Origin of the sequence: Pseudomonas sp. OG7 (assembly GCF_014192825.1) — a bacterium.
Taxonomy (GTDB): domain Bacteria; phylum Pseudomonadota; class Gammaproteobacteria; order Pseudomonadales; family Pseudomonadaceae; genus Aquipseudomonas; species Aquipseudomonas monteilii.
Genome location: NZ_JACHYK010000004.1, coordinates 295,743 through 320,285 on the forward strand (window position 1 = coordinate 295,743; position 24,543 = coordinate 320,285).

Sequence of the window (24,543 nt, forward strand, 5' to 3'; positions counted from 1 at the left end):
TGTGAGTGCTATTTGTGTTGAGGCTGCGTATTGTTAATTAATTTTGGAGTGTGATAGTGATGGCCAGGCCTACGTTTGAAAAATACATGAGATACCTCCGGGCAGAACCGCGTACTTTGGGGTGGGGGGCGCTACTGGTTTACGATCGATTCAGGGCTAACAGGCTGTTGGCGCAGGAGCATATTCAGCGTTTTGATGACAGTGAATGGCTGCCGCCTGTCAATTTCAGGGCAAGTACGGAAAGTGGTAGTTGGACCGAGGTTCGCGACCTCGTGATGGACAAGCCTCGGTTGTCGTTCGTGAATTCCAGTATCGCCAGTTCCAAGGCGCGCTTGAGCATGAACGTCGTCAGTGGCGTCATCACCCAGTTGCGCCAGTTGCCTGGAAGTGACCAGATGGAATTGGTGAGCTATACGGTGCTGAACCCTTTAGGTGGGCCGACGGTCCGGATGGACATAACCCTGAATGAAACCAACAGCGGCAGTATTGATGACGAAGGCCGCGTGACATTGGATCTTTCAACGGGGCAGGGGTACACCTTTGAAGTTTCCAGTTGGAAGGAAATGAACGAAAAGCTCGGTGAGGCAGTTAAAGCTGAGTTTGAAAAATGGCCGAAGGAGGCCAGGGTATGGGAGCTCAATATCATCAAGCCATTAGCGGGGGCGCTCAATCCTCAAGAATTTGCTGTTCGTACACATTCGCTGGCACGTTCACAACAGATTACCAATGCCACTCAAGAGGAGCAGGAGGAGGGCGCTGTTATCGTGGGGGTGTCGTTTGTTGAGGACAAGACAGGAACCTTTCCACCGAATGATAAGGATATGCCCTATCTGTTGCCGTCGCCGGTGGATGGAAACGATGGTCCGTTTACAATGAATGTTCTTTTTGCTAATGAAGTCTGGCTCAAGGATCAATTGTGGCAGTTGGTGCGTGACATCCCTGGGTTGACAAATGTTAATATGGATCGTGATCAAAGTGGCTTTTTTTCTACTGTGAAGGCTGATGTCGGATTTACGGTGCAAGGGCGCAGGGACACTACGATTCGTGATTATGAGCGTTATACGTTCACCACATACACATGGCCGAATCTTGATTTTTCGGGTTCTTTTAAAATTGTACATACTGATGATGTTCTGGTCGTTGAGTGGGCTGTGGAATGTCCCACTAAGGAGTTGGTTGTTATCTTTCACGACTCGCTTAGGGATTATCGTCATGATCCGGATTTCAATGTTTCTGTTTCGGTGCAAACAGAACTTCGAATTAAAATGGTGGGTGAGGGGGACAAGCGTGGTGATATAGAAATTGTGCCGGGCAAGGTGGAGGTCAACTATAATGCCCGGTTTTGGGGCGGCGATCACAGCTATATTAACGACTATGTTAAGGAGTCGTTTGATGATTACATTAAGCCCCATATTGATCCCCTGGTGAATCAAATGGCCGACAAGGTTGCTGTCATGGCGTCAGGGATCAAACCATTTAATGCTCTACGCCTTAACAGCCTTTTGTTCCGCAGTGATGATGTTGCCACGCCACGGTTATTGGTAACGCCTGGGGAACTTTCGCTGTTAGGGGATCTGGCCCCCAAATTGACAACCTTCGCTGTAGAGCCGCTTGAAGAAAAAGTGAGCGCGGCCCCAGGTAACACGGTTAAGTTTCATCTCGACCCTGGCATTGGCGGGACGGTTAGCTGGAGTGTCAAAGGTTTGCCAGATGGCTCAACTGACCCCGAAAAAGTAGGCGCTGTTGTGGATGGGGTCTATACGCCTCCTGAAGTCGGGGCGCTAACCGACAGCTATAGGCGTGTCATCGTGACAGCCACGGCAAATGGTAACTCGAGCAGCGCATTGGTAACGGTCGTGGCGGACAGCGTTGCTATCTATCCCTATTTCCAAATTGCAAATTTCAAATCCGGCGATAACCGCCCACGCTACGTTTTGACAGGTGGCGATATAAAGGGTGACTTGAAATGGGCCATGACCAGTTCAAGCAAAGGCACCGTACGTGAAGTGGAAGCCGGTGATTCCGATCTGGATATTCCGGTAGACAAAAATGTGCGGATCTATGAATCCCCGGAAAAAGCTGTCGGTGAAGCCGGCACGGTGGACGCGCTTGTTCATCTGGACGGCGTGGAGGTATCGGCGGGCGGGCAGACGGAAGTGATCGATATTGTCATCCCCTGGAGAACAACTACGGCGGGGCTCAGAACTACCGCGCAAGCAGGAGGTGGCTTAAAGCTGGCGCTGTACTTCGATAATGAAGAGACAGGAGAGGAGGACGAACTGACACCCGCAGAAACTCTTTGGAAAGTTTTCAAAGGCGCCGGTCAGATCAACCCCACTACTGGCATCTACACGCCAGGGCCGAACGAAGGCCCTTACATCATCGTTGCCGGTAGAGAAACACCAGCAGAGCGTACGCCCATCTGGAACTACGCGGTTATTCCGCTTTCGCACGTCGAAGAATATGAAGCGTTCTGTGCGCATGTTCGTACCCATAATAAGCAAGGGGAGATTTGATCATGGCCACTTCTTCCAAGCGCGAGTTGCTGGATGTTCTGAGCAAAGGCGATGCAATGTATGGTTGGGGGGCGATGCTTGCGCTCGGCCGTGATTCGGTCAACCAACTGCTTGAGGCGCGTTTCATTGAGCGTTTCAGGAACCAGGATTTTATCACACCCATCAGTGGCGAATATTACGGCGATACGCAATCCACCGAGCTTGTGGTGCTGGATGGGCTGATGCTCGGCCCGCCCGCGCTGTCGTTCGAAAAGGCTTCGGGCCGCACCAGCACGGTGACCGTGGTCATGGAGCTGATTGCCGGCCGTTGCAGCGCGCAGGAGAAATCACCCGGAAGTGCCAGCCGCTTGCGCAGAAGCCATGAACTGACCCAGGGCATGGGCTACACGCTGCAGATGACAGCGAAGCTTGTGGTGGTACCTGTGCCAGGGAGCAATCAACAGCAACTGGCTATCGATCTTGGCCAGGCCACCGATCCGATCTGCAACCTTGCAGTTACCGATCAGGCAGCGCGCAAAATGGGCCAATTCATCTTGGGGCAGTTGCAGCAGCAACCGGCCTTCGAACCACTGTTCGGTTTTATCAATTTTTCCCCTATTGGCAACGATGTACTGACGATTGACAGGGTCGACCCTATTGCACAAAAGGCCCCCGAAGGCGCCGGGCAGGGCAGTCAGCCGCAAACAGACGGGGCAGTGCTGCTGCTGATGCAACTACGGGGTGACAGCGATGCGGGTGGCATTCCGGATGCGTTTACGTATTTGCTGCCGCGAAAGGAAGCACCAGAGGTGAGCAACTACGGTGCCACGTTGTTGCTGGGCAAGCTAAGGGCAAAGTACAGCACATACCTTGCCTCCGGCCTGCTGGCGCAAGTGATCATGCCGGAAGGCTATGTCGTCCGCTTCCTCGAACATGAAGAGTTCGACCCGCATGACAAGGTCCTGTTTGGCGACATTCGGCCCGGTACAGGCACCTGCCGGCTTTTGCCCGCACTCAGCCATATCGGTGCTGGACAAGCCTTATCCTACGAGGTGAGTTGTGACACTGGCCTCTACGGCTGGCATGCCCATGACATTATTAGCCCACGAGCAGCGGGTGCGATCAATAACGGTACCTACACTGCCAGGCCAAGGGGCCAGCTGCCGAGCGCTCAGCGTGTAGTGGTAGTGTCAGCGAAGGTTTCAGAGGAGGCTGATGCGGCTACCCGTTCAGCGTTGTTGATCGAATCTTCGGAGCCGCTGTCAATCTCGCCGCGGGTTGTTGTCTGGTATTCGGGCCAGGGCGCTATCACCTTTACCAGCAACGCTGCCGGTAATGTCGAGTGGAAACTGCTAGACGAGAAAATGGGAGAGTTGGTCAAGGATGCCGACGACTCCCGGCGGGCGGTGTTTACGCCAGACGAGGGTTCTGTGCCGCTGGTGCGTTTGCAGCGTGTGGAAGTCAGTGTTGGCGAGGCCAAGGGCCATGCAACGGTCGTGATGCTGCGCACGGAACCCAGATTGCAGGTCACGCCCCATTATGTACCCCGCCTTGCACCCGGCGCGGGCCGGCTATTTGCGCTTGATGACGACCCGGCAGATCGCTGGGAAGTGTTTGGGCCTGGAAACATCGACAAAGAGACCGGGGAGTATAAAGCGCCTGATCAGCCCGATGCTGAGGTCAGTGTAATCGCCGCGTTTTCCGGCCCCTTTGCGGGCGTTGCCATTGTTGAACATTACGCAGGCCTGGCTGCGCAGGCCATGGCATTGCAGGACCGTTGGAAAACACTCAAAGAATTTAGCCTCAGCTTGAACAATAAAAATCGAAATATGGTGTTTGCAAATGGTTACCAGCAAGTAGGCATTGATATTGTCATTGGTACTCACAGTTTTACTGACTCAAACGGTGAAGACGTTTGGGACCCGGTCAGTAATGCTGAGCTGGCTACATTGGTGCTGCTTGACGAAATTGGCAATGAAATTCCTTATTTGACTGACGATCAGCATGGTGTTCCAGGCGATAGTTTGGAAGTGTGGGCGGCGAAAAAGAAGCGTAACCATTTTGATTATTACCCCGTGGGCAGTTCGGATAGGGCGAGCGGGGTGCGAGGGGAAGAAGAGGGCAAGCGTTACGTCACTGTGTATGTGCATTCGAAGGTGGCGGAAGTGGCCAGGTTCACGGCCAAGTTTCAGGCTTATGATAGAGCATGGAAAAATTCGTACAGCGATGATAATCCAGACAAAGAGAAAGGTAAGATCGAATTGGAGGGGGTCAAGCTTCCCTTGCCTAACCTTGCCGCGTTCGTATGGCCAAAGTCGGGCGGCAAACGGGTTTTTGAAGAGGATGGATCAAGTACGCCTACTGATACGTTCAATTACTGGCATCGCACCACAGACTATTGGTCACTGTCTGGAAACGGCATTCAATTGGTGGAGATGAATTTCGAATCCGCCTCGATGATTAAGTGGGAGTCGGAGCAGTTAGCGGAAAGTTTCGCCACTTATACCGGCATCGCCTTCAAGCCACGACGCCCTGAGGAGGCTCCCCTCATGCCAGAAGGCGTGCAGTATCAGGCCGAGCTGCAATTACTTTCTCAAGAGCCAGGTATTCAGGTGGCGCTTGATCCCAAATTCAAAGGGCAGGATAGGCCGTCTGAGGGGGCGATGTTGATCACACTGGACCGGGTTTCGAATTTCAATTACTGGTCTCCGGTAAAGTATCGAAATAAGCTCGATGGGGCAATGAACTTTACCGTAACCGATAATTACGGTACGAAGCACAAGCTTAAAATTTTGTTTGGGGGCGGTACGGATGGTCGAAACTATCTGGAGCTGGGGCTTCAGTAATTTCCAATCGACTTTTTGATGGCGAAGATTCGAAAATGACAACACAATCATTCATTCATTCCAACGCATTCAATTTCATGAGCTTTGTGCAGGGCGGCGTTGATGAGCGTACAGGGCAATACACGCTCAGTATCGAACTGCCTGAGCTTCCGAGTAATGCCTTGGTTGGCCCGAACCTGCCATTGCGCTTGAGCTTCAGCCCACTGAACAACGTCAATAGCGGCTTCGGTAAAGGCTGGACGCTTCAGCTCAGCCAGTACAACCTGAACGACAACAAACTTGATCTGCATACAGGGCAGAGTTTCAAAATTTCCGATAACGGCCCCGGTGAGCCTGCTCCTGTACCCGAACGCAAGCTTGAACTCTTTCACTTTGAAAACAGGAGTGAAGGCAACACCCATCGCTACCGGATCGCCCATAAATCCGGCATCGTCGAATGGCTGCAACCGCAGCCATCGGACCTGCGACTGGCATTGCCTGTACGTGTAGAAGCCCTCTCGGGCCATGGCATCACACTGGCTTATCACCCCACAAAAAAAGGGTGCCTGCAGTCAATCGTCGACGATGCCGACCGTACGTTGTTGAAAATCGAATATGTGGGTGATAGCAAGGTGGAACTCACATTCTTGCCAAACTCAGCCGCTTCCGCGTTGTATTCATTGCTGATTTCCGGCGATCGATTGACAGGGGTGACACTGCCTACGTCGAACGGCGCGGGGTGGACCATCGATTATGCGCAAAAGGGTGAGTCACTGTGCATCACGCAATTGGATACGCCGCTTGGGGCTACCGAACTGATCGAGTATCAAGAGCGTGGGCATCTTTTCCCGGGTAGCACGGAAGAGAAGGGCCGGGCGCTCTCCTACGTGAATCGCCATGTCATCAAGCCCGGCGCCGGGCAGGCAGACATCGAAACGACCTACACGTATTCTGCAAGCAATTTCCTGGGATATGGCTCGCTGACCAGTTGGGCGGATAATGGCGAAGACAATCTCTACCGGGTGGCTGACCGCGCATTCAAGTATGGCGCCACTGCCACATCGCGTCGCGATGGCGAGCCAGTGCGTACGGTGGAGAAAATTTACAATCGCTTTCACTTGATGATTGAGGAAATCACGGTTGAGCAAGCCTGCACCCGGCGTATCAACACGAAGTACCATGAGCGCAACGTCGATTTTGTGGACCAGCCCAAGTACTTCCAGATGCCGGAGACGGTGACCACCTCATGGGAGTTCGACTGCCCGGAAGCGCCTGTGCATCCGCGTAGCGAAACGGTGACTACCGAATACGATGATTTTGCCAATCAGACGCTGGAAGTTCAGCCCAGCGGTCTGCGCATCGAGCGCACGTTTTATCCCCAAGATGATGACCCGGAGAAATTCGTACGCCATCTTGAACAGGAAATCGTAAGGCCTGCCGAAGGTTACGAAGCTGGCGCACAAACGCTTCGCACACATTATCGCTACGCGCTGCATCCCTCTGTAATGGTTGACGGGCCGGGTTGGCTGGTTAACCGACATGAGGACAAGTACCAATTGCATGGCGATGGTTCGCAGACGGTGCTGCAGGAAATCGAACGCACTTATGTAAACGATGAGCCAATCGACCCCCTCACCCACGGTCGGCTGGAGCAAGAGATAACGACAAGGAATGGGCGGCAGACGACGATCGACTATAGCTACTCGGATACCCCCGAAAAACCGACGACTCATCCGGTTCTGGTAACCCAACAAGTCATCACCGGTTTCGACCATGGGGCCAAACACCATGCCCGCAAGGAAATTACCTTGCAGCATTCGTTGCTGATTGGCGAGCCGTTGCTCAACCGTGATGACAACGATGTAGAGATCGAATACGAATATGATCTGTTGCGCAGAGTGATACGCGAAACCGTCGCACCGGGAACGGCTTACACCGCATCGCGCCATTATCATTACGCGTTGGTTTCCAGCTCGGGTGGCAAGGCCACTCAAGAGCAGATAGACGTCAAAGGGGTTTCAACCTTGAGTACTGTCGATGGCCTTAACCGGGTTGTCGAGGCCAAGCGCATCGATCGTGATTTTGTGCAAAAAGGCCAGGAGCCGAACTATCGTCCAACCTACAAGGCCATGTATGACGGGCTGGGCGATTTGATCGAGGAAGTTGAGTTCGACTGGCACAGGGACGAAGATGTACCGTTGAAGACCACTTTCAGTTATGACAACTGGGGGCAGCGCTGTAAAACGGTGGGCCCCGATAAGGTTGTGCATCATGACCGGGTCGACCCCATCGGCACACCGGAACGGCTGGGGCCGGTGCGGCGTACATGGAGTGAGTCCGAGGACGCAGTGCTTGGCAGCGGCCAAACCATCACGTTCATGAATCTGTTCGAAAAACCAGTCAGAGTCGAGCGTTTGACAGCAAGCAGAAAGCCTTACAGCGTTCATCAGTACTTCTACGATGGCCTTGGGCGTTCAGTCAGGGAAAAAGATGCCGAGCAGAATGAAACGTGGTTTAGCTACGATGCGTTCAATCGGTTGGTAGATCACACGCTTGCCGACCGTGCGCTGGTTCATCGCGACTATGCTTTGCACAGTACTGGAGACCTGCCGGAACTGATTCAAGTCACTCGGCGGGGCGGTAGCGAACCGAGCGTGCTGGGCTTGCAGCGGTTCGACGGGCTGGATCGTCTGGTCGAGTCGACAACGGGTGGCCGTCTGCGAAGCCTGGAGTATGAGCCAGGCCAGCGTAAGCCCAAGGCGGTGATTACGCCCAAGAAAAAGCGTATCGAATATAAATACGTGCCGCAGTTGGGTGAAGAGGCTGTTGAGCGCAAGCAGGTCGACGCGGGCATTACAGGGCATTTTGATTATGACCCACAGAATGCATGCTTGCTGTCGTGTTCAGAGCACGGGGTTGCCATGACACGTGACTATTTCAGCACGGGTGAGCTGAAATCAGAGACATGTTCATTTGACGGTGGCAAGCCTTACGAAATGAAGTACGTGCATAGCCTGCAGGGTAAGATGCTGTCTTACATAGATGTGCTGGGTGCTGAGCAATCCTACAGCTACGACGGGGCTGCTCGCTTGAAATCGACGAGCCTTGGCACACTGCACAGTAACTTTGAATACGATGACCTGGGGCGCAACGATTTCTTCGAGACGATTGACAATACGCCGGGCGAGCCAGCTCGGCGGCTTGGCACCCAATTGAAATTTGACGATTTTGATAGAGAAATCTCGCGTACATTCGATTTCGGGGATGCGAAGCAAACCTTGAGTCAGCGATATGACAAGGCGGATCGAATTATCGGCAAGGTGTTGCGTCGGGGGAAAGAGCTGCTGCGCAGGGAAGTGTTCGATTACGATGAGCGGGGCCGTTTGGTCGAGTATACATGCAGTGGAATCGATGAATATATGCCTGTGGATCCTTATGGTAACCGTATACGTCGGCAGACGTTCAGGTTCGATGCGATCGATAATATCACACGTGTGCTCACCGCACATGCTCAAGGCGAAGTAGACGTTGTCTACCATTTCGCGAATCTTGCCGATCCTGCACAACTCACTGGTTTCACGGTCAGGGGCATGTCCGAGCAACCTATCGAGGTGCCGCTGGAGTATGACGATGACGGAAATATGGTGGTTGATGAACAGGGGCGTCAACTAGCCTATGACGCCTTGGGGCGCCTGGAAAGTGTCAATGGCTTTGCCTATGGATATGACCCGCTGGATCGATTGGTCTCTCAAGAGCAGCCTTAAGTCATCCTGGTAGAGTACCTTTAAAACAGGGCCGCATTGCGGCCCTTTTTTCATGGCTGGAAACTCATGAGTTTGTCACCTGGTAATAGTGCTAGTTGTGCAGAATGCCGGGATGGCTTTGAATGCTTTCAGCAGCGCAGCTACCCGTCAACCTGATAAACCAGAGGCGCATCATGAGTGACTCCAAGGCGTACAGTGCTTCCGAACGCGTGCGTAAGGCATACCTGCGTTCGCTTGCAGACCATAAGCCCCATCTTGATCCCCGAATTCATTCGGGTATGGAAGACTTGGTAATTGATGGGAGTATGCTGGCCGATCCACCCAGTGGATTGGTCTACAGAAAATTTACAATTGAAGAAAGCGGCGGTCCCGCTGACCCTGCATTGCCCTTTGTATTGAGCGTGCCACTCTGGGTGAGGACACGTGAAGACACGCTTCGCATTGAACACTCCAGGGATGGTGCCACGTGGACGACGGTTTACGAAAAGGTTGGCGATTTTCGCGAACCCGGTACGCCTGATCCATATCCCGTAGTAATCCCTAAAGATCAAGACGCGCTGCGAGTGGACGGCACCCACCATTTCAGAAGTTGGGTCATGAATATCAATGGGGATGCTTCCTGGTCGGGGCCCCTGACGCTTATTTTCGACCGAAACCCGCCCTATTCGCATGCGGCGCCGCCCAAGTTCCCTGATATCCCGGTTGTGACCGATGAATCGTTGAAAGTGGGTGCCAAGTTGAAACTACCCGCCTATTCCAGCTGGGCAGAAGGCGATCAGGTCTTGGTGTACTGGATGAGTCGCCTTCCAGACAAGGTTGAAGACCTTGATCCACCGATCGTGGCGCTACCTACGACAGGTGCCGATCAGGAGCTATCGATTCCTGAAGATAAAATCCGCGCCGTTGGGGATGGCGGGGTGTATGCCCTCTACCTGCTGGTCGACAAGGCCCTCAACATCAGTGCGTTGTCTGTCTGGACCAGTATTCCTGTAGCGTTGGGCGAACTGCCTGCTACCTTTGATGACCCTCTGGTGCCGTTGGCCACAGCGGCTGACGGTTTTTTGATTGACCAGGCTGACGCTCATTTGGGTGTGGAAGTATGGGTTCCTTGGCAGGAACATATGAAAGCCACCGATACTGTGGTGGTGACTTGGGGTGGCATAGCGTTACCGGCTGAAACGGTTGGGTCTGCTACTAAAGAGAATATCCCGGTAAAAGTATCCGATGAGGTATTGCTGCGCGCTTACGGTAATAACAAGGGGCCCCTGCCCACCACTGTCAGCTATGTCCTGATGCGTGGTACCCATCCGGTGGGCGGCGCTGATACTGATATTAACGTAGACTTCGAAACCATGGACCCAGGTGGCCCCGATCCAGAATGGCCACTGCCCATTCATCCCGGTTTAAAAGAAGTTGTAGTCAAGGGCAGGGGAGGCACGAGTGACGATAATGAATTGAATGCTGATGATGCGGGTTTAATTGCCGATCTGGAAATTGAGCTCTACAGCTTCGCCGAGGAAGATGATGAACTTGAATTCTATTGGGCAGGTGAGCCAGCGGCGACTTACACCGTGTCAGGCACCGACAGCCCAGGTGACACGGTATCGGTAGAGGTGCCTTGGGCTGTTATCGAAAAGGGTGGCAATGGCCCGGCTATACTTGTCGATTATTTGGCTTCACGCCCAGGCGTGCATAACCCTGTGCGCTCGAAAGTTACGCCTGTCTCCGTTGATGCAATCACTATTACACCTGTTGCCGCAACATTCGAACATCTGGTAAATGGCAGGGTTACTTGTACTTCGATACAACGCAGTAACGATCATGCTGACGGGCCCGCTGTCGAGGTGTTGATTCCGGACCTCACCGAGTATTATCAGTTCTCTCCATTTGCGCAGATTCAAGCAAAGTGGTGGGTGTACAGAGGCGAGAGTGATGATTTAGGTTTCGATGAAATTGACGCTGTCACATTAGACATTCCGATCGCTATAGATAGTGAGCATCCGATCACGGGCTTTACCTGGCGGATCCCCTACGAGACCAATGTGCTTCCCACACATGAAGGGAACCCGGACCCAAGGTTCAATAGTTCTCGCGCAAATGTGCAATATACACTAAAGACGGCCAAGGGAGACATTCCTTCGATTGAAGCCAAGGTGGAGCTTTCCTTTATGCCACCCTCTGGTGTTTGTAATCCTGAAGGTGGTGGCATCTGAATTAACTTATGCTGCGCGAAAAGGATGTCGCGCAGCGTAGGGCTATTCGCGCTAGGTTGTAAGGCTTTTCCTATAGTGGCTTGATTTATTTCCTGTAGCTTGATCGCGATCGGCACCGACTCATGTGTTTCATTCACTCATTAACGTGCCTGCTTCTAGATCTGCATGAGATTTTGGAAATGAAAAGTAACTTCAAGAAATTTAAAGTTCGCAATGGGCTGGTGTGTTGCATGGCGGCGCTGCCGTTAAGCTTGTATGTAGGGGATGTGGCGGTGGCGCAGGTCATCGTCGACCGTGACACGGTCATCGATGGCAGTAATTTGCCTGATAGTTATCAGGTTCAGGGCGGTGCAAAGCTGACGGGCAACGGCGCCAGCACGGACCAGATCTTCCTGCGTGAAAGTGGGGCGCTGGAACTCAACGGTAGCACGGTGACATCGGCCAGGGACGGTGTGTTGATGGAGGGGAGCGCGCGCGCTGACATCAATGGCAGTACCATCACCAGCGATGAGCGTGGTGTTGTCTTGGGCCGCAGTAATGGCGTCGGCTCGCAGGCGTGGGTTACGGGCAGTAACATCAGCGGCAGGAAGGGTGGTGCGCTCATTGCCAGTGACTCAGAACTGCACCTCAATGGCAGTACGGTACAGGGCACAGGGCAGGGCAGTGCCGGCGTGCGCATGCTCAATGGCTGGCTCCAGGCGCAGGGCAGCACGATCGTCGGCGCACAGGAAGGTATTTTGGTAAATACCGATGGCCGTGCCGGCGAGGCCCGTATCGATCTGGATGGTTCGCAAGTCGTCGGGAAAGACGGTTCGGCCATACTGGTGGATGGGGAGACCGAAGGGGGTGCCACAGCCAAAATCACGGTCAGCAATGGCGCACAGCTTAGCGCTAGCAATGGCAACCTCCTCGAAGTGCGCAACCAGTCGAGTGCCGACCTGGCTGTAGTGAACGCCAACCTAGTGGGCAACGTAAAAGTGGAGGAGGGGTCCAGTGCAGCCATATCACTGGATCGGCAAGCTACGCTCACGGGCCAGTTGGAAAATGTCGGCAAACTGTCTATTGGCGATCAGTCACGCTGGACGATGGTCGACGACGCCAAGGTCGGCGATCTGGTGCTCGCTGGCGGGACCGTGCAGTTTGGCCAGCCCGATGCATACCATCGGTTGACGCTGGACAACCTGTCAGGTGAAGGCACGTTTGAAATGGATGCCAACTTCGCCACCGGGGAGACCGATTTCCTTGATATCACTGGCACAGCCACGGGCAGCCATAGCTTGCTGATCGGCAGCAGTGGTGCAGAGCCGCAAGCAGAAAACCAGCTTCAGGTGGTGCATACGGGCGGGGGTGATGCTTCGTTCTCGTTGGTTAACGGGCCTGTGGATCTGGGGGCGTTTTCCTACGAATTGGTACAGCGTGGTGACGACTGGTTCCTCGACGGTTCGAGCAAGATCATCAGCCCTGGCACCCGCTCGGTATTGGCGCTGTTCAATACTGCGCCAACCGTATGGTACGGCGAGTTGACCTCTTTGCGCAGCCGCATGGGCGAGTTGCGTCTGGATGATGGCAAGGCCGGTGGCTGGGTTCGGACCTATGGCAACAAGTTTGATGTTGCCGCAAGTTCCGGTGTTGCTTACAAACAAACCCAACACGGGTTTTCCCTCGGTGCAGATGCGCCGCTGCCGGTTGGTGATGGTCAATGGTTACTGGGTGTATTGGCTGGTTACAGCCGTTCGGACCTGAACCTGGAGGGCGGCACCAGTGGTGAGGTGGACAGCTACTACCTCGGGATGTACACCACCTGGCTTGACCGCGTCAGCGGGTACTACTTCGACGGCGTAGTGAAGTTGAACCGCTTTGACAACGATTCCACGGTTGCCTTGAGCGACGGCGCACAAACCAAAGGCCACTACGGCAACAACGGTGTTGGTGTATCGGCCGAGTTCGGTCGTCACATCGAGCTCGATCAAGGGTATTTCGTTGAGCCTTTTACCCAGTGGTCCACCGCTTATATTCAAGGAAAAGACTATCACCTGGACAATGACCTGCAGGCCCAAGGCGACGCTGTCCGGTCCGTGCTGGGCAAGGCTGGTGCGACAGTCGGGCGCAACTTCGAGATGTCAGCGGGTGGCATTGTTCAACCCTACCTGCGTGCTGCCTACGCTCACGAGTTCATCAACAACAATGATGTAAAGGTCAACGAAAACCGCTTCTCCAACGATCTCTCAGGCTCCCGCCTGGAGGTGGGCGCCGGTGTGGCTGTTACCGTAGCGCAAAGCCTGCAGCTGCATGCCGATATCGATCACAGCCGCGGCGAACATATCGACCAGCCCTGGGGTGTGAACCTTGGCGTGCGGTATAGCTGGTAAGTACTCATCAGGAGGCCCTAGGGCCTCCTTTTTAGTGGGAGTCACTAAATGAGCCAAATGTCAGACAATGAGTCGTTACTGAACAAGTTGTTAAAGTGGTTACTAAAGCCGTGGTCGAAGCTGTTGTTCAAGGAGCTACTAGAGGCTGTCACGGTGACTGACTTGCTTGACGACATCCCGGGTGGCGACATCAACCTGCTCCCCATCAGCGCTACCGAGAAGGATCTGGAGGTGATCGTACCCATGTGGCCGGTCAGTGATCCACGCCCTGGCAGGCCGGAACTGCTGAAATTGCTCTGGGATGAGGTAGAAGTGGATCAAGGGTCCTGGGAGGCCCCTGTGCAGCCTGGGGATCTGATCCTGAGTGTTCCCAAGGACAAGCTGACTGACGGCCCCCATGTGCTGCGTTACGAAGTAACCAATGCCAACCTTGACACGAGCCTTTCCAAGACGCTGGAGGTATTGATCGACTTGCAGGCGCCTGTTTTGGGCGCAGGCCAGGGCCTTCTGACGGTCGTTGAAGACCCGGAAGAAATCGAACGTGACGGGCTTACGGAGCGCTACCTGAGGAACCACGATCAACGCCTGCGAACCCAGGTGCCTGGATATATCACGCCCAAAGCAGGTGACACGGTTATCTATTATTGGGATACCGAGCCCTTTGCGGAAATGGAGGCTGGTGAACATGAACTGACATTTGAAGACACTATCAGGCCGGTCTACATCGATTTCCCTGGCGCATTGGTGCTTGAACGAGGAGACGGAGACCGCTATGTGTACTATGCCATCAAGGATCGAGCCGGCAATATCAGTGTGTTCCCCAGGCCTCTTAAACTGAGTGTGTCGGCTGGCTTGCGAGCGCTGCCATTGTTGAGCATCGAGCAAACCACGGGGGATCAGGAAAACCTGCATCTGGCACTCAATGATCTGGCTCCACCCCTTCTCATAAAGGTACCGGCTGAAGCAGTTGTTTACCCCGATGAAACATTACGGGTGGAATGGGGCCAGCCCGGAGACCCAGGGTATTACTCGACCTCTACCGAATACCAGGGACGTTCGCGTCAATTCGAAATTCCTGAAGACAAGGTGGCTGCACAGGGCGCAACGACCATCCAGGTCAGCTATGTCGTCTCGGGCGACAAGCGTCACGATTACCCTTCGCCGCCAGTAGGCCTTACTGTTGGTTCGTTGAGCCGGGGCCTACCGGTCGTTCAACTGGCTGGCGTGAGGAACGGGATATTCAAGTTGTCCGATGCGGATGAGCGTAACCGGGTGACATTGGGAACCTGGAAGTTCATGGCGGAAGGGCAATGGGTCGATATCTGGGTGACCGGGACCCTGAGCAATGGCCAAGAGGCGGAGCCGCACCAAGTTTTGAAAAACTATGCGATTGAGGCGGACGATGTTGAAAACGGCATTGGCGCACGTAACGATGTGGTGGTGCTGAAGTCGTACCTGTCAACACTGTTGCTTAATAACCCGTTCACGGTACATGTCAATGTAAGTTTCAATCAGGGGTACAGTTGGGTAAAATTCCCTGAAATGAGACCTCAGTTGCAGTCTTGACGTGGTTATCATGGGCCGGAAACAGGAGCTCTCATTTCGGCAGTGGTGCCCCCAAAGTCGTTGATGGTTGTGAAAGTCACGTGCATTTTGGGGGTTATTGCAAACGTTTCTACGGGGTATGCCTGAGTGCCACCTGGGGCAACCATTTTATGGGCTTCAATGCGCTTGCGTGTGCTGCCGTTTTCCAGGTGCGCCTGCCTGAAGGTGTAATGATAGGGTGAGGGATTATGCACAACCAGTTGAGTTTTGCCGTCAAGTCGCTGTAAGGACCATTGCAGTTTTTTCAGGCCGTCCTCAAGGGGTTCTTGCAGTTCGGCGGGGCGGTAAAGTAGTTTGATTCGGGTGCGCAGGGCAATGGTCAGTGTGTTTGACGGGTCACCATCGGTTTGCGGAATTTCCTGTACATTGAAGTAAAACAAGGATTCCTTGTCCTTGGGCAGATTATTCGGGATTTGATTGATCTGAACAGTCTGCTCACTGCCCGGCGCAAGGCGGAATAGCGCGGGGGTGGCAATGAGTGGAACGGCGGTAATATTGTCGTCAGCTTCGGTGTTGACCCAACTCTGTGCGGCAAAGGTTTGAGTGCTGGGATTGGCAACGATGATTGAACTGCTTTGCTTGTCACTTGCTTGAATGATGCGTGTAGTGCTGATGGTAAGCGCTGCTTGGGCTGAGGCAATCATGCCGCTTGACAGGCCAGTGAGTAGAAGTAAACGGAAAATGAGTGAATTAGGCATTGAGGCAAGTCATGAATGAGTAAGAGAGCAAGCGCAGCAGGCTGCGCTTGTGCCATGGCGAGTTATCGAATATCGACCAGGAAGTTGACGCTGGTGGCAATGTGCCCTTCAGTTACCGACGCTGCAGTTGTGTGCAACTGGGCGGTAAAGTTCATATCGGTAACTTGAGTGTCGCTCAGTGCATATTCTACCGACTCTGCATCAGGGGCGAGCTGAGCGTTGCTCTTGTCAAAGATCGCCAAGGCCATACCGGAAGCATAACCGATGCCACTCTGCAGTTGATACAGTTTGCCGGATGGGTCAGCACCATAGTTGGCACTGTATGTGACTGCTGCAACGTCGCCAGCGGTGACGGGGCACTTCGCAGGGTCTACGCGAAGGGCAAACTTTTCGAGCCGGGTTTTTTGCCCGACTGCTGTGAAGTCTGAAGTTCTGAAGTCGCCCAAATAGACTTTCGGCAGGCCAGGGCCGCCAGGCGTGACGACGTCGATCTGGCAAGTGCCGCCGGCACTTACAGTACCTTCGAAGTTGATGATACCCGTGTTGGCCATGGCTGAGCTGCAGCCAAGGCCGAAAGCCAGCAGTGCAAAAATACGTTTCATTGAGCGCTCCAGATTGAAGGTTAGTTGTTAGTTTTGTGCGCTTCAGCCGAGGCCATGGGGAGCGCCGGCTGATCGCGGAGAAGAGACTAACTGCGATGCGGAAACCAAATCTGTAGGTCAATTCGCTATAGGGCAGGGTGGAATTCGATTTTACGGGGCTGCCACTCCCAGGATCACTCAGCCTGCCGCGAGGCGAGCAGTTGCTGTTTTTCCACGTTCCAGTCGAACGGTGCTCCGCGCTGCTCTGCTTCGTAGCGAAGCTCCTCCAGTTGCTGATACAGATCAAGCTCTGCGTCAGGCATGAAGTGCAGGCAGTCACCGCCAAAGAACCAGAGCAGATCACGAGGCACCAGATGAGCGAACTGGGGGTAACGCTGGATAACCTGGCACATCAGGTCTTGGCCAAGGTACTGGCTCTGTAACGGTTCTAAGGGCAGCAGGGCAAGCAGTTCATCGAAGCGCTCCAAAAACAGCGCATGGCTTTCTTCAGGCACCTGCTCGGCGTTTTCAAGGGCTACGAGGATGCTGCGCACGTGCTCGAGCAGTTGCAGGTGATAGTTTTGGAAGGCGTTTGTCACGGATGTGTCCTTAGGCATGAGGCAATGCCGCCATTGTACCGCGTTGTGATCCATCGAGCAGTCGCGGGGGCTGACCTGACATTTTTGCCAGTATTCGAGGCGGGCAATGCCGGTCATGCTGGCATCGGGAATCTGATAGGGATTACAGAGGAGACACGCAATGAGTACTGAATCGCAATCACCAAACTATCTTGGGGTAATGGATATTGGGACGCGCACGCTCAATACGCTTTGGCATGATCGTTACCCTGCATTGTCCGATGCCCCAGGGGAAATGATCAATCTGGGCAGGCAAACCGGCCCCGGCACCAAGAAATTCAAACAGTTACAGATGGGGCTGCCTAAGTTGGCATACAGAAGCTCTGGCGCTACCTTGTTCCTTGACCTGGAGCAGCGGGCGCTGAGAGAAATGGAAGTCACGCTCACTACAGACGCGGGCGCGAGCGCCCCCTGGATGAGCTATGTTCGGAGAATGGAACTACCCGGTCACAGGACATTGATAATCAGCATCGCTTTTGCAGCTTCCGATGAGCGCTTTAGAATCGTCTACTCGACACTGGCAGGTAGAGCGGTGAGTCTGGTGTGGAATGGTGCAGTGGACTATACCTACAGCGGAAACGATAGCGAACAGCGGCTATTGGCCGAGCACTATAATGAGCAAAAAAAGGTAGTGCTTTATCACTTGCTTGCAGCTCCGGAAAACCCCTGGCTGCAAGATGTGGCATTAGTGCCCGCTGCAGACTTGGAGGGTATAGTTTATGACCTTGTGTCGCCCTCAACCGCAGAGTTGGAGAGGGGCAGTGACATGTTGTCCACTGACCTTACATGGGGCTCCTCTCATGAGTTTGTTGCTGCCGTCTTTGCTACGGCCTTTCCGGAAATCCCGATTCCGCAGCGCCCCCTTGACAGTGAGTGGATGGCGTCCTTGATGGTGCCGGAAGGAACGGCCCTGGTAGACCCATCCCAGGATCTACCGGCAACAGTATTCTTTAAAGTTGGATACAAGCGTAAGCGCAGCGCTGCCATGGAAGATGCTGATATAGGCGTTGCGGGCGATCCGTTATCAGTAAGCCCGTTGATGTGCATAGTCGGCGCGGGGTTTGAAAAAGAGCTGATGGAAATATCCGATTTGAAAAACGCCACGATAGTATTTGTTGGCGATCAGCATGGAGCGCTGGAGAAAAGCGATAGCGCTTGCTATTATGTGCCGCCGCCTTCCCAGGCGCCATCTGTAATATACGAAGATGTTCGGAAGACGTTGGAGAAGCCAGCGCAGGTGGAGACGGTCAGGGAACGAGCAGTGTTCGATGTCATCAAAGTAACGGTGAATGGTAATTCTGCCCTTTCTACATTTGTCACGTTATACGCCAGGCAAACGCACTATATTAAATACTCTGTTGTTAACGGTAGTTTGACCCTCCAGTTGTGGTACTACGATGTGGACGAAGGCAAGGATATGCCCGTGCCTGCTGGTGAAACGGAGTGGTCTACCCTCCATGGCGGCGGTTCGGTTTCCAACGCCGGGGTTTTCACCCCGGGAAACTCGGCCCCTTCGACCGTAAGCGTCATTGCAGGGCGCGATCTGGGCAGTAGCCGATTGTTGTACTGGGCGGTCACGGTCATTCCTGTCCCTCTATATTCAGCGACCCAAGCCGTTAAATTCTTCAATGACTGAAGCAGGCGTGCGAGCGCTGACGCCAAGCGGGCACAGGGCCCGATTGGCGCCAAGTCAATTGATGTTTAGCGGATTCTACCCTGTGTCAGCCTCAGCATTTCTTTGTCGAATGCATCCACATCGATCACCGCCCGTCGTGCCTGTTCCGCCGCATGCAACCGGTACCCCTCCTCAGCTTGCAGTGCCCCGCTCGCGACGGCGGCATCGATGGCTGACTGCCCGGGAGCAGGATAAGCGTTACCCTCCTTAATCGCCTGATGCAGCACTTTGTGCAGTGGCGCAGCTTCGTCCAGAAGATCGCAGGCCCGCTGCAGTGCTGCCACCGGGTCGCCCTCGGCTTGTGGTCTAAAGCATCCGGCAAGCAATTCCTCCAGCGCCGGGTCGCCCTTGCTGCGGCCGATCAGTGCTGCCACCTCGGCATCCAGTTCATCGCTCGGCCCGGTATGACGGCGGCCGAAGGGGAACACAAGCACTCGCAATGCACAGCCGACGAAGCGGTTGGGGAAATTGTCGAGCAGCTTGTCCAGCGCCTTTTCCGCCTGGCCCAGGCTTTCTTCCATGGCCCAGCGCAGCAGTGGCTGCATGTGCTCGGGGGAGCCTAGGTCGTGATAGCGCTTGAGCGCGGCACTGGACAGGTAAAGGTAGCTGAGCACATCGCCCAGGCGTGCGCTCAGGCGTTCGCGGCGCTTGAGCGCACCGCCCAGCAGCATCATCGACAGGTCGGCCAGCAAGGCGAAGGCAGCGGCCTGGCGATTGAGGGCGCGGAAGTAACCTTGGCTCAAGGCATCACCGGGTACGGGTTCGAACCGCCCCAGCCCCAGGTTGAACACTAGCGTGCTGGCCGCGTTGCCGGCGGCGAACATGACGTGTTTCATCAGCAGGTCGTCGAATTCTCTCAGTGCCTGGTCGCGGTCCTCACGGCCGGCCAAGGCCATCTCATTGAGTACGAACGGGTGGCAACGGATGGCGCCCTGGCCGAAGATCATCAGGTTGCGCGATAGGATGTTGGCACCTTCGACCGTGATGAAGATCGGCGCCCCTTGCCAGTTGCGCCCCAGGTAGTTGTTCGGCCCCATGATGATGGCCTTGCCGCCGTGGACGTCCATGGCGTGCTGGATGCACTCGCGGCCGCGTTCGGTCAGGTGATACTTGAGGATTGCGGACAGCACAGAAGGCTTTTCGCCAAGGTCCACCGCCTTGGCGGTCAGCAGGCGGGCGCTGTCCATCAGCCAAGCATTGCCGCCGATGCGTGCCAGCGATTCCTGGATGCCTTCGAAGGCGGCAAGCGGCACGTTGAACTGCTCGCGAATGTTCGCGTACTGGCCGGTCACCAGGCTGGTGTACTTGGCGGCGCCGGTGCCGACTGCCGGGAGGGAAATCGAACGGCCCACCGACAGGCAGTTCATCAGCATCATCCAGCCTTTGCCGAGCATGGCCTGGCCGCCGATCAGGAAGCTCAGTGGTACGAACACGTCCTTGCCGCTGTTGGGGCCGTTCATGAACGCGGCGCCCAGCGGTAGGTGGCGCTTGCCAATGTCAACGCCGGGGGTGTCGGTAGGGATCAGCGCCAGGCTGATGCCCAACTGCTCTTCATCGCCCAGCAGGTGGTCGGGGTCGTAGGCCTTGAACGCCAGGCCCAGCAGGGTGGCGACAGGCCCGAGGGTGATGTAGCGCTTTTCCCAATTCAGGCGCAGGCCCAGTACTTCTTCGCCGTTCCACTGGCCTTTGCAGATGATGCCGGTGTCGGGCATGGCACCTGCGTCGGAGCCAGCCAGCGGGCCCGTGAGGGCAAAGCAGGGTATTTCGTCGCCGCGCGCCAGCCGTGGCAAGTAGTGGTTGCGCTGTTCGTCGGTACCGTAATGCAGCAGCAGTTCAGCCGGGCCAAGGGAGTTGGGCACCATCACCGTGGAGGCCAGGTCGCCGCTGCGGGTAGCCAGCTTCATCGCTACCTGGGAGTGGGCGTAGGCGGAGAAACCTTTGCCGCCGTATTCCTTGGGGATGATCAGGGCGAAGAAGCCATGCTGCTTGATGTGGTCCCAGGCTTCGGGCGGCAGGTCCAGGTCCTGGCCGATCTGCCAGTCGCTGACCATGGCGCACAGGGCTTCTGTCGGGCCGTCAATGAAGGCTTGTTCTTCTTCAGTCAGTTTCGGTGCCGGGTAGGCCAGCAAGGTGCGCCAGTCGGGGCGGCCGCTGAACAGTTCGCCGTCCCACCACACCGTACCGGCGTCGATTGCCTCGCGCTCGGTTTGCGACATGGGCGGCAGGGTACGCTGGAACCAGCTGAATACCGGGCCGGTGAACACCTTGCGGCGCCATTCCGGCAGTGCCACCAGGGCGATTTTCAGTGCCAGCACCACCCAGATCAGGGCCAATAGCCAGCCGGGCGCACTGCTGAAAATGCCCATCAGCAGCACATAGGCCGCCATGATGCCCAGTATTTGCAAAGGCGCGAGGCGCCGGTGCGTGAGATATGCCGCGCCGATTACCAGCACCACCAACCACAACAGCAACATAATCGGTCCTCCTTGGAACCAGGGGGCTTTAGCCGTCCCAGACAGCTTAGACGCAACGCTGTGAACGGCAGGTTCAGAACAGTGACAGGGTGTGGCTGCCGGAGTTTCAGTTCTTGCCTGTACCGGGCTCTTCGCGGGCAAGCCCGCGAAGAGCCCGGTACAGGCGGCGAATGTCTGGAGTAGACTGCACCACCTCCGCATTCATTAAGGACGTTGCCATGCTGAAGATCTGGGGCCGCAAGAATTCAAGCAATGTGCGCAAGGCGCTGTGGATCGCCCACGAGCTGGGTCTGGACTTCGAATCCATCGACGCCGGCGGCGCCTTCGGCGTGGTCAACGAGCCGCACTACCGCGCCCGCAACCCCAACGGCCTGGTGCCCATGCTGGAAGATGGCGACCTGACCCTGTGGGAGTCCAACACCATCGTCCGCTACCTGTGCGCCGAATACGGCGCCGAGCAGGGCTGGTACCTCGAAGACCCGCGCCAACGTGCCCTGGCCGACAAGTGGATGGACTGGACCACCTCATCCTTCGCCACACCGTTCCGCCCGTTGTTCTGGGGCCTGCTGCGCACCCCGGAAGACCAGCGCGACTGGGTGGCGATCAACGCCGCGCACAAGCAATGCGCCCAGCTGCTGGCCATCGCCGACGAAACCCTGGCCCAACAGCCTTACCTGTCCGGTGACCAGATCGGCATGGGCGACATCCCACTGGGCAGCTTCATCTATGCCTGGTTCGAAATGCCCATCGAGCGCCCGGCCATGTACCACCTGGAAGCCTGGTATGAGCGCCTGAAACAGCGCCCGGCCTATCAGGCCGCGGTGATGACCGCGCTCACCTGACCCTGCTTCGATAGTCATTATCAATAGATGTGACTGTACTTGTGCGGCCTGGCCTTGCACCATGGCCGCACTCACTGCGCCAGTGACTTTGCCTGGCGTGTCCTGCACCTTTTTCTTCGGTAAGTGACCCGCTATGAGTTCCGCCCTGTCCATCCGACAGCTCACCAAGACCTACGGCAACGGCTTTCAGGCCCTCAAAGGCATCGACCTCGATGTTGCCGAAGGCGACTTCTTCGCCTTGCTCGGCCCTAACGGCGCCGGCAAATCCACCACCATCGGCATCCTGTCCACCCTGGTGAACAAAACCAGCGGCACGGTCAATGTGTTCGGCCATGACCTGGACCGCGAGCCCTCGGCGCTCAAGCGCTGCCTGGGCGTGGTGCCGCAGGAATTCAACTTCAACCAGTTCGAGAAAACCTTCGACATCGTCGTGACCCAGGCTGGCTACTACGGTATCCCACCCAAGGTGGCCAAGGAGCGCGCCGAGCAGTACCTGACCCAGCTGGGCCTGTGGGACAAGCGGGATGTGCAGTCGCGTTCGTTGTCGGGTGGCATGAAGCGCCGTTTGATGATCGCCCGCGCGTTGATCCACGAGCCGCGCCTGCTGATCCTCGACGAGCCGACTGCAGGTGTGGACATCGAGCTGCGCCGCTCGATGTGGAGCTTCCTCACCGAGCTGAACCAGAAGGGCATCACCATCATCCTCACCACCCACTACCTGGAAGAGGCTGAGCAGCTGTGCCGTAACATCGGCATCATCGACCACGGCACCATCGTCGAGAACACCAGCATGCGCCAGTTGCTGGGCAAGCTGCATGTCGAAACCTTCGTGCTCGACCTCAAGCAGGACCTGGCCAGCGCGCCGGTGCTGCAAGGCTACCCGTGCCGGCTGCTGACCCCGCACACCCTTGAGGTGCAAGTGGAAAAGGACATTGGCATCACCGCACTGTTCGGCCAGCTGGCGCTGCAGAACATCGAGGTGCAAAGTCTGCGCAACAAAACCAACCGGCTTGAGGAGCTGTTCGTGTCCCTGGTGGAAAAAAACCTGTCGAAGGTGGCCGTATGAGTGTGGAACTGCGCACCAACTGGGTCGCCCTGAACACCATCGTCTACCGCGAAGTGCGGCGTTTCCTGCGCATCTGGCCGCAAACGTTGCTGCCCCCGGCGATCACCATGGTCTTGTACTTCGTCATCTTCGGCAACCTGATCGGTCGGCAGATCGGTGATATGGGCGGCTTCACCTACATGCAGTACATCGTGCCGGGGCTGATCATGATGTCGGTGATCACCAACTCCTACGGCAACGTGGTGTCGAGCTTCTTCGGCAGCAAGTTCCAGCGCTCGATCGAAGAGCTGATGGTGTCGCCGGTATCGCCGCACACCATCCTCGTGGGTTATGTGCTGGGTGGCGTGCTGCGCGGGCTGGCGGTGGGGGTGATCGTGACCATCCTGTCGATGTTCTTCACCGACCTGCAGGTGCATCACCTGGGTGTGACCGTGGTCGTGGTGTTGCTGACGGCTACCATCTTTTCGCTGCTGGGCTTCGTCAACGCAGTGTTTGCGCGCAATTTCGACGATATCTCGATCATCCCGACCTTTGTGCTGACGCCGCTGACTTACCTGGGCGGGGTGTTCTACTCGATCAACCTGCTGCCGCCGTTCTGGCAGACCGTGTCGCTGGCCAACCCGGTGCTGCACATGGTCAACTCGTTCCGCTACGGCATCCTAGGGGTGTCGGATATCAGCATTGGCACGGCGATCACCTTCATGCTGGTCGCCACCGCAGTGCTCTATGGGGTGTGCGTTCGCTTGCTGGTCAGCGGCCGCGGCATGCGGGCCTGAGGCCTTGCACCGGCATTGGCGACGGCGCCATTGCCGGCCCACCCACCAGCGCCAGTACAGCATGGTGGCGAAGTAGCCGGCGATGCCCAGCACCACGCCGCACACCACCGAGCCGAGCAGGAAGGGTTGCCACAGCGTCGACAGCTGGTCGGTGATCCACTGGAAGGTCAGCTCGTCGGGCAGGGTGCGCGGCGGCACCTGCATCAGCCAGGCGCCGGTCATGTAAGTAACGAAGAACACCGGCGGCATGGTCAGCGGGTTGGTCAGCCACACCAGGCTGACGGCGATCGGCAGGTTGCCGCGCACCGGAATGGCCAGCGCGGCGGCCAGCAGCATTTGCGCCGGCATCGGGATCAACGCTGCGAACAGGCCTACACCCATGGCCCGTGCCACCGAATGGCGGTTCAGGTGCCAAAGGTTCGGGTCGTGCAGCAGTTTGCCGAAAAAGCGTAAGGACTTGTGTTCCCGAATGCTGGTCGGGTCCGGCATGTAGCGTTTGAAAAGTCGGCGCGGCATGTAGGC

Annotated in this window: 14 protein-coding genes and 1 pseudogene; 10 read left to right on the forward strand and 5 right to left on the reverse strand. The window is 55.9% G+C overall.

What is annotated here, in order from left to right:
- The first annotated feature begins 59 nt into the window (after positions 1-59).
- The 6 genes from FHW75_RS12155 (at position 60) to FHW75_RS12180 (ending at position 15,232) form a co-directional block, all read left to right on the forward strand.
- Complete coding sequence (locus FHW75_RS12155; protein ID WP_183673709.1) at positions 60-2,516, forward strand: hypothetical protein; 2,457 nt, start codon at positions 60-62, stop codon at positions 2,514-2,516.
- Positions 2,517-2,518: 2 nt separating this feature from the next.
- Positions 2,519-5,341 carry a hypothetical protein gene (locus FHW75_RS12160; protein WP_183673711.1) on the forward strand — a complete coding sequence of 941 codons (2,823 nt, stop codon included), beginning with the start codon at positions 2,519-2,521 and terminating at the stop codon, positions 5,339-5,341.
- A 35-nt stretch (positions 5,342-5,376) separates the two neighbouring features.
- Entirely contained in the window at positions 5,377-9,084 is a 3,708-nt protein-coding gene (locus FHW75_RS12165) for an RHS repeat domain-containing protein (RefSeq protein ID WP_183673713.1), read from the forward strand.
- A 173-nt stretch (positions 9,085-9,257) separates the two neighbouring features.
- On the forward strand, positions 9,258-11,297 hold the full coding sequence (locus tag FHW75_RS12170) for a hypothetical protein (RefSeq protein ID WP_141099587.1): 2,040 nt from the start codon (positions 9,258-9,260) through the stop codon (positions 11,295-11,297).
- 179 nt (positions 11,298-11,476) lie between these two features.
- On the forward strand, positions 11,477-13,666 hold the full coding sequence (locus FHW75_RS12175; RefSeq protein ID WP_019099425.1) for an autotransporter outer membrane beta-barrel domain-containing protein: 2,190 nt from the start codon (positions 11,477-11,479) through the stop codon (positions 13,664-13,666).
- Positions 13,667-13,714: 48 nt separating this feature from the next.
- Positions 13,715-15,232 carry a hypothetical protein gene (locus FHW75_RS12180; protein WP_183673715.1) on the forward strand — a complete coding sequence of 506 codons (1,518 nt, stop codon included), beginning with the start codon at positions 13,715-13,717 and terminating at the stop codon, positions 15,230-15,232.
- 8 nt (positions 15,233-15,240) lie between these two features.
- On the opposite strand, the gene FHW75_RS12185 is transcribed toward FHW75_RS12180, so the two are convergent.
- From FHW75_RS12185 to FHW75_RS12195, 3 genes are all read right to left on the reverse strand, one after another.
- On the reverse strand, positions 15,241-15,969 hold the full coding sequence (locus tag FHW75_RS12185; RefSeq protein WP_019099423.1) for a molecular chaperone: 729 nt from the start codon (positions 15,967-15,969) through the stop codon (positions 15,241-15,243).
- Positions 15,970-16,031: 62 nt separating this feature from the next.
- A complete protein-coding gene (locus FHW75_RS12190) occupies positions 16,032-16,571 on the reverse strand; it encodes a fimbrial protein (protein ID WP_019099422.1) in 540 nt (179 codons plus the stop codon).
- A gap of 173 nt (positions 16,572-16,744) precedes the next feature.
- Complete coding sequence (locus FHW75_RS12195) at positions 16,745-17,167, reverse strand: PA2817 family protein (RefSeq protein ID WP_080587391.1); 423 nt, start codon at positions 17,165-17,167, stop codon at positions 16,745-16,747.
- Positions 17,168-17,309: 142 nt separating this feature from the next.
- On the opposite strand from FHW75_RS12195, the gene FHW75_RS12200 reads away from it, so the two are divergent.
- Positions 17,310-18,824 (forward strand): hypothetical protein, encoded by a 1,515-nt coding sequence (locus FHW75_RS12200; RefSeq protein ID WP_141099586.1) that lies wholly within the window; start codon positions 17,310-17,312, stop codon positions 18,822-18,824.
- 65 nt (positions 18,825-18,889) lie between these two features.
- On the opposite strand, the gene FHW75_RS12205 is transcribed toward FHW75_RS12200, so the two are convergent.
- Complete coding sequence (locus tag FHW75_RS12205; protein ID WP_084296883.1) at positions 18,890-21,337, reverse strand: acyl-CoA dehydrogenase; 2,448 nt, start codon at positions 21,335-21,337, stop codon at positions 18,890-18,892.
- 218 nt (positions 21,338-21,555) lie between these two features.
- Between FHW75_RS12205 and FHW75_RS12210 the strand changes: the two genes are divergently transcribed.
- From FHW75_RS12210 to FHW75_RS12220, 3 genes are all read left to right on the forward strand, one after another.
- On the forward strand, positions 21,556-22,179 hold the full coding sequence (locus tag FHW75_RS12210; protein ID WP_019098551.1) for a glutathione S-transferase: 624 nt from the start codon (positions 21,556-21,558) through the stop codon (positions 22,177-22,179).
- Positions 22,180-22,312: 133 nt separating this feature from the next.
- Complete coding sequence (locus FHW75_RS12215) at positions 22,313-23,245, forward strand: ABC transporter ATP-binding protein (RefSeq protein WP_016715124.1); 933 nt, start codon at positions 22,313-22,315, stop codon at positions 23,243-23,245.
- Positions 23,242-24,021 carry an ABC transporter permease gene (locus FHW75_RS12220; RefSeq protein ID WP_019098550.1) on the forward strand — a complete coding sequence of 260 codons (780 nt, stop codon included), beginning with the start codon at positions 23,242-23,244 and terminating at the stop codon, positions 24,019-24,021. Before FHW75_RS12215 ends, FHW75_RS12220 begins: the two co-directional genes overlap by 4 nt.
- Before the next feature lie 9 nt (positions 24,022-24,030).
- Here FHW75_RS12220 and FHW75_RS12225 read toward each other — a convergent pair.
- Positions 24,031-24,537: pseudogene (locus tag FHW75_RS12225) on the reverse strand (DUF2062 domain-containing protein); the annotation flags it as partial.
- Positions 24,538-24,543: the final 6 nt, after the last annotated feature.

What these genes read in the sequence shown, in the direction of transcription:
- FHW75_RS12220 (WP_019098550.1), top strand. Translation starts at nt 23,242, where the DNA reads ATGAGTGTGGAACTGCGCACCAACTGGGTCGCCCTGAACACCATCGTC.
- FHW75_RS12160 (WP_183673711.1), top strand. Translation starts at nt 2,519, where the DNA reads ATGGCCACTTCTTCCAAGCGCGAGTTGCTGGATGTTCTGAGCAAAGGC.
- FHW75_RS12195 (WP_080587391.1), bottom strand. Translation starts at nt 17,167, where the DNA reads ATGCCTAAGGACACATCCGTGACAAACGCCTTCCAAAACTATCACCTG.
- FHW75_RS12200 (WP_141099586.1), top strand. Translation starts at nt 17,310, where the DNA reads ATGAGTACTGAATCGCAATCACCAAACTATCTTGGGGTAATGGATATT.
- FHW75_RS12210 (WP_019098551.1), top strand. Translation starts at nt 21,556, where the DNA reads ATGCTGAAGATCTGGGGCCGCAAGAATTCAAGCAATGTGCGCAAGGCG.
- FHW75_RS12180 (WP_183673715.1), top strand. Translation starts at nt 13,715, where the DNA reads ATGAGCCAAATGTCAGACAATGAGTCGTTACTGAACAAGTTGTTAAAG.
- FHW75_RS12155 (WP_183673709.1), top strand. Translation starts at nt 60, where the DNA reads ATGGCCAGGCCTACGTTTGAAAAATACATGAGATACCTCCGGGCAGAA.
- FHW75_RS12175 (WP_019099425.1), top strand. Translation starts at nt 11,477, where the DNA reads ATGAAAAGTAACTTCAAGAAATTTAAAGTTCGCAATGGGCTGGTGTGT.
- FHW75_RS12185 (WP_019099423.1), bottom strand. Translation starts at nt 15,969, where the DNA reads ATGCCTAATTCACTCATTTTCCGTTTACTTCTACTCACTGGCCTGTCA.
- FHW75_RS12170 (WP_141099587.1), top strand. Translation starts at nt 9,258, where the DNA reads ATGAGTGACTCCAAGGCGTACAGTGCTTCCGAACGCGTGCGTAAGGCA.
- FHW75_RS12165 (WP_183673713.1), top strand. Translation starts at nt 5,377, where the DNA reads ATGACAACACAATCATTCATTCATTCCAACGCATTCAATTTCATGAGC.
- FHW75_RS12190 (WP_019099422.1), bottom strand. Translation starts at nt 16,571, where the DNA reads ATGAAACGTATTTTTGCACTGCTGGCTTTCGGCCTTGGCTGCAGCTCA.
- FHW75_RS12215 (WP_016715124.1), top strand. Translation starts at nt 22,313, where the DNA reads ATGAGTTCCGCCCTGTCCATCCGACAGCTCACCAAGACCTACGGCAAC.
- FHW75_RS12205 (WP_084296883.1), bottom strand. Translation starts at nt 21,337, where the DNA reads ATGTTGCTGTTGTGGTTGGTGGTGCTGGTAATCGGCGCGGCATATCTC.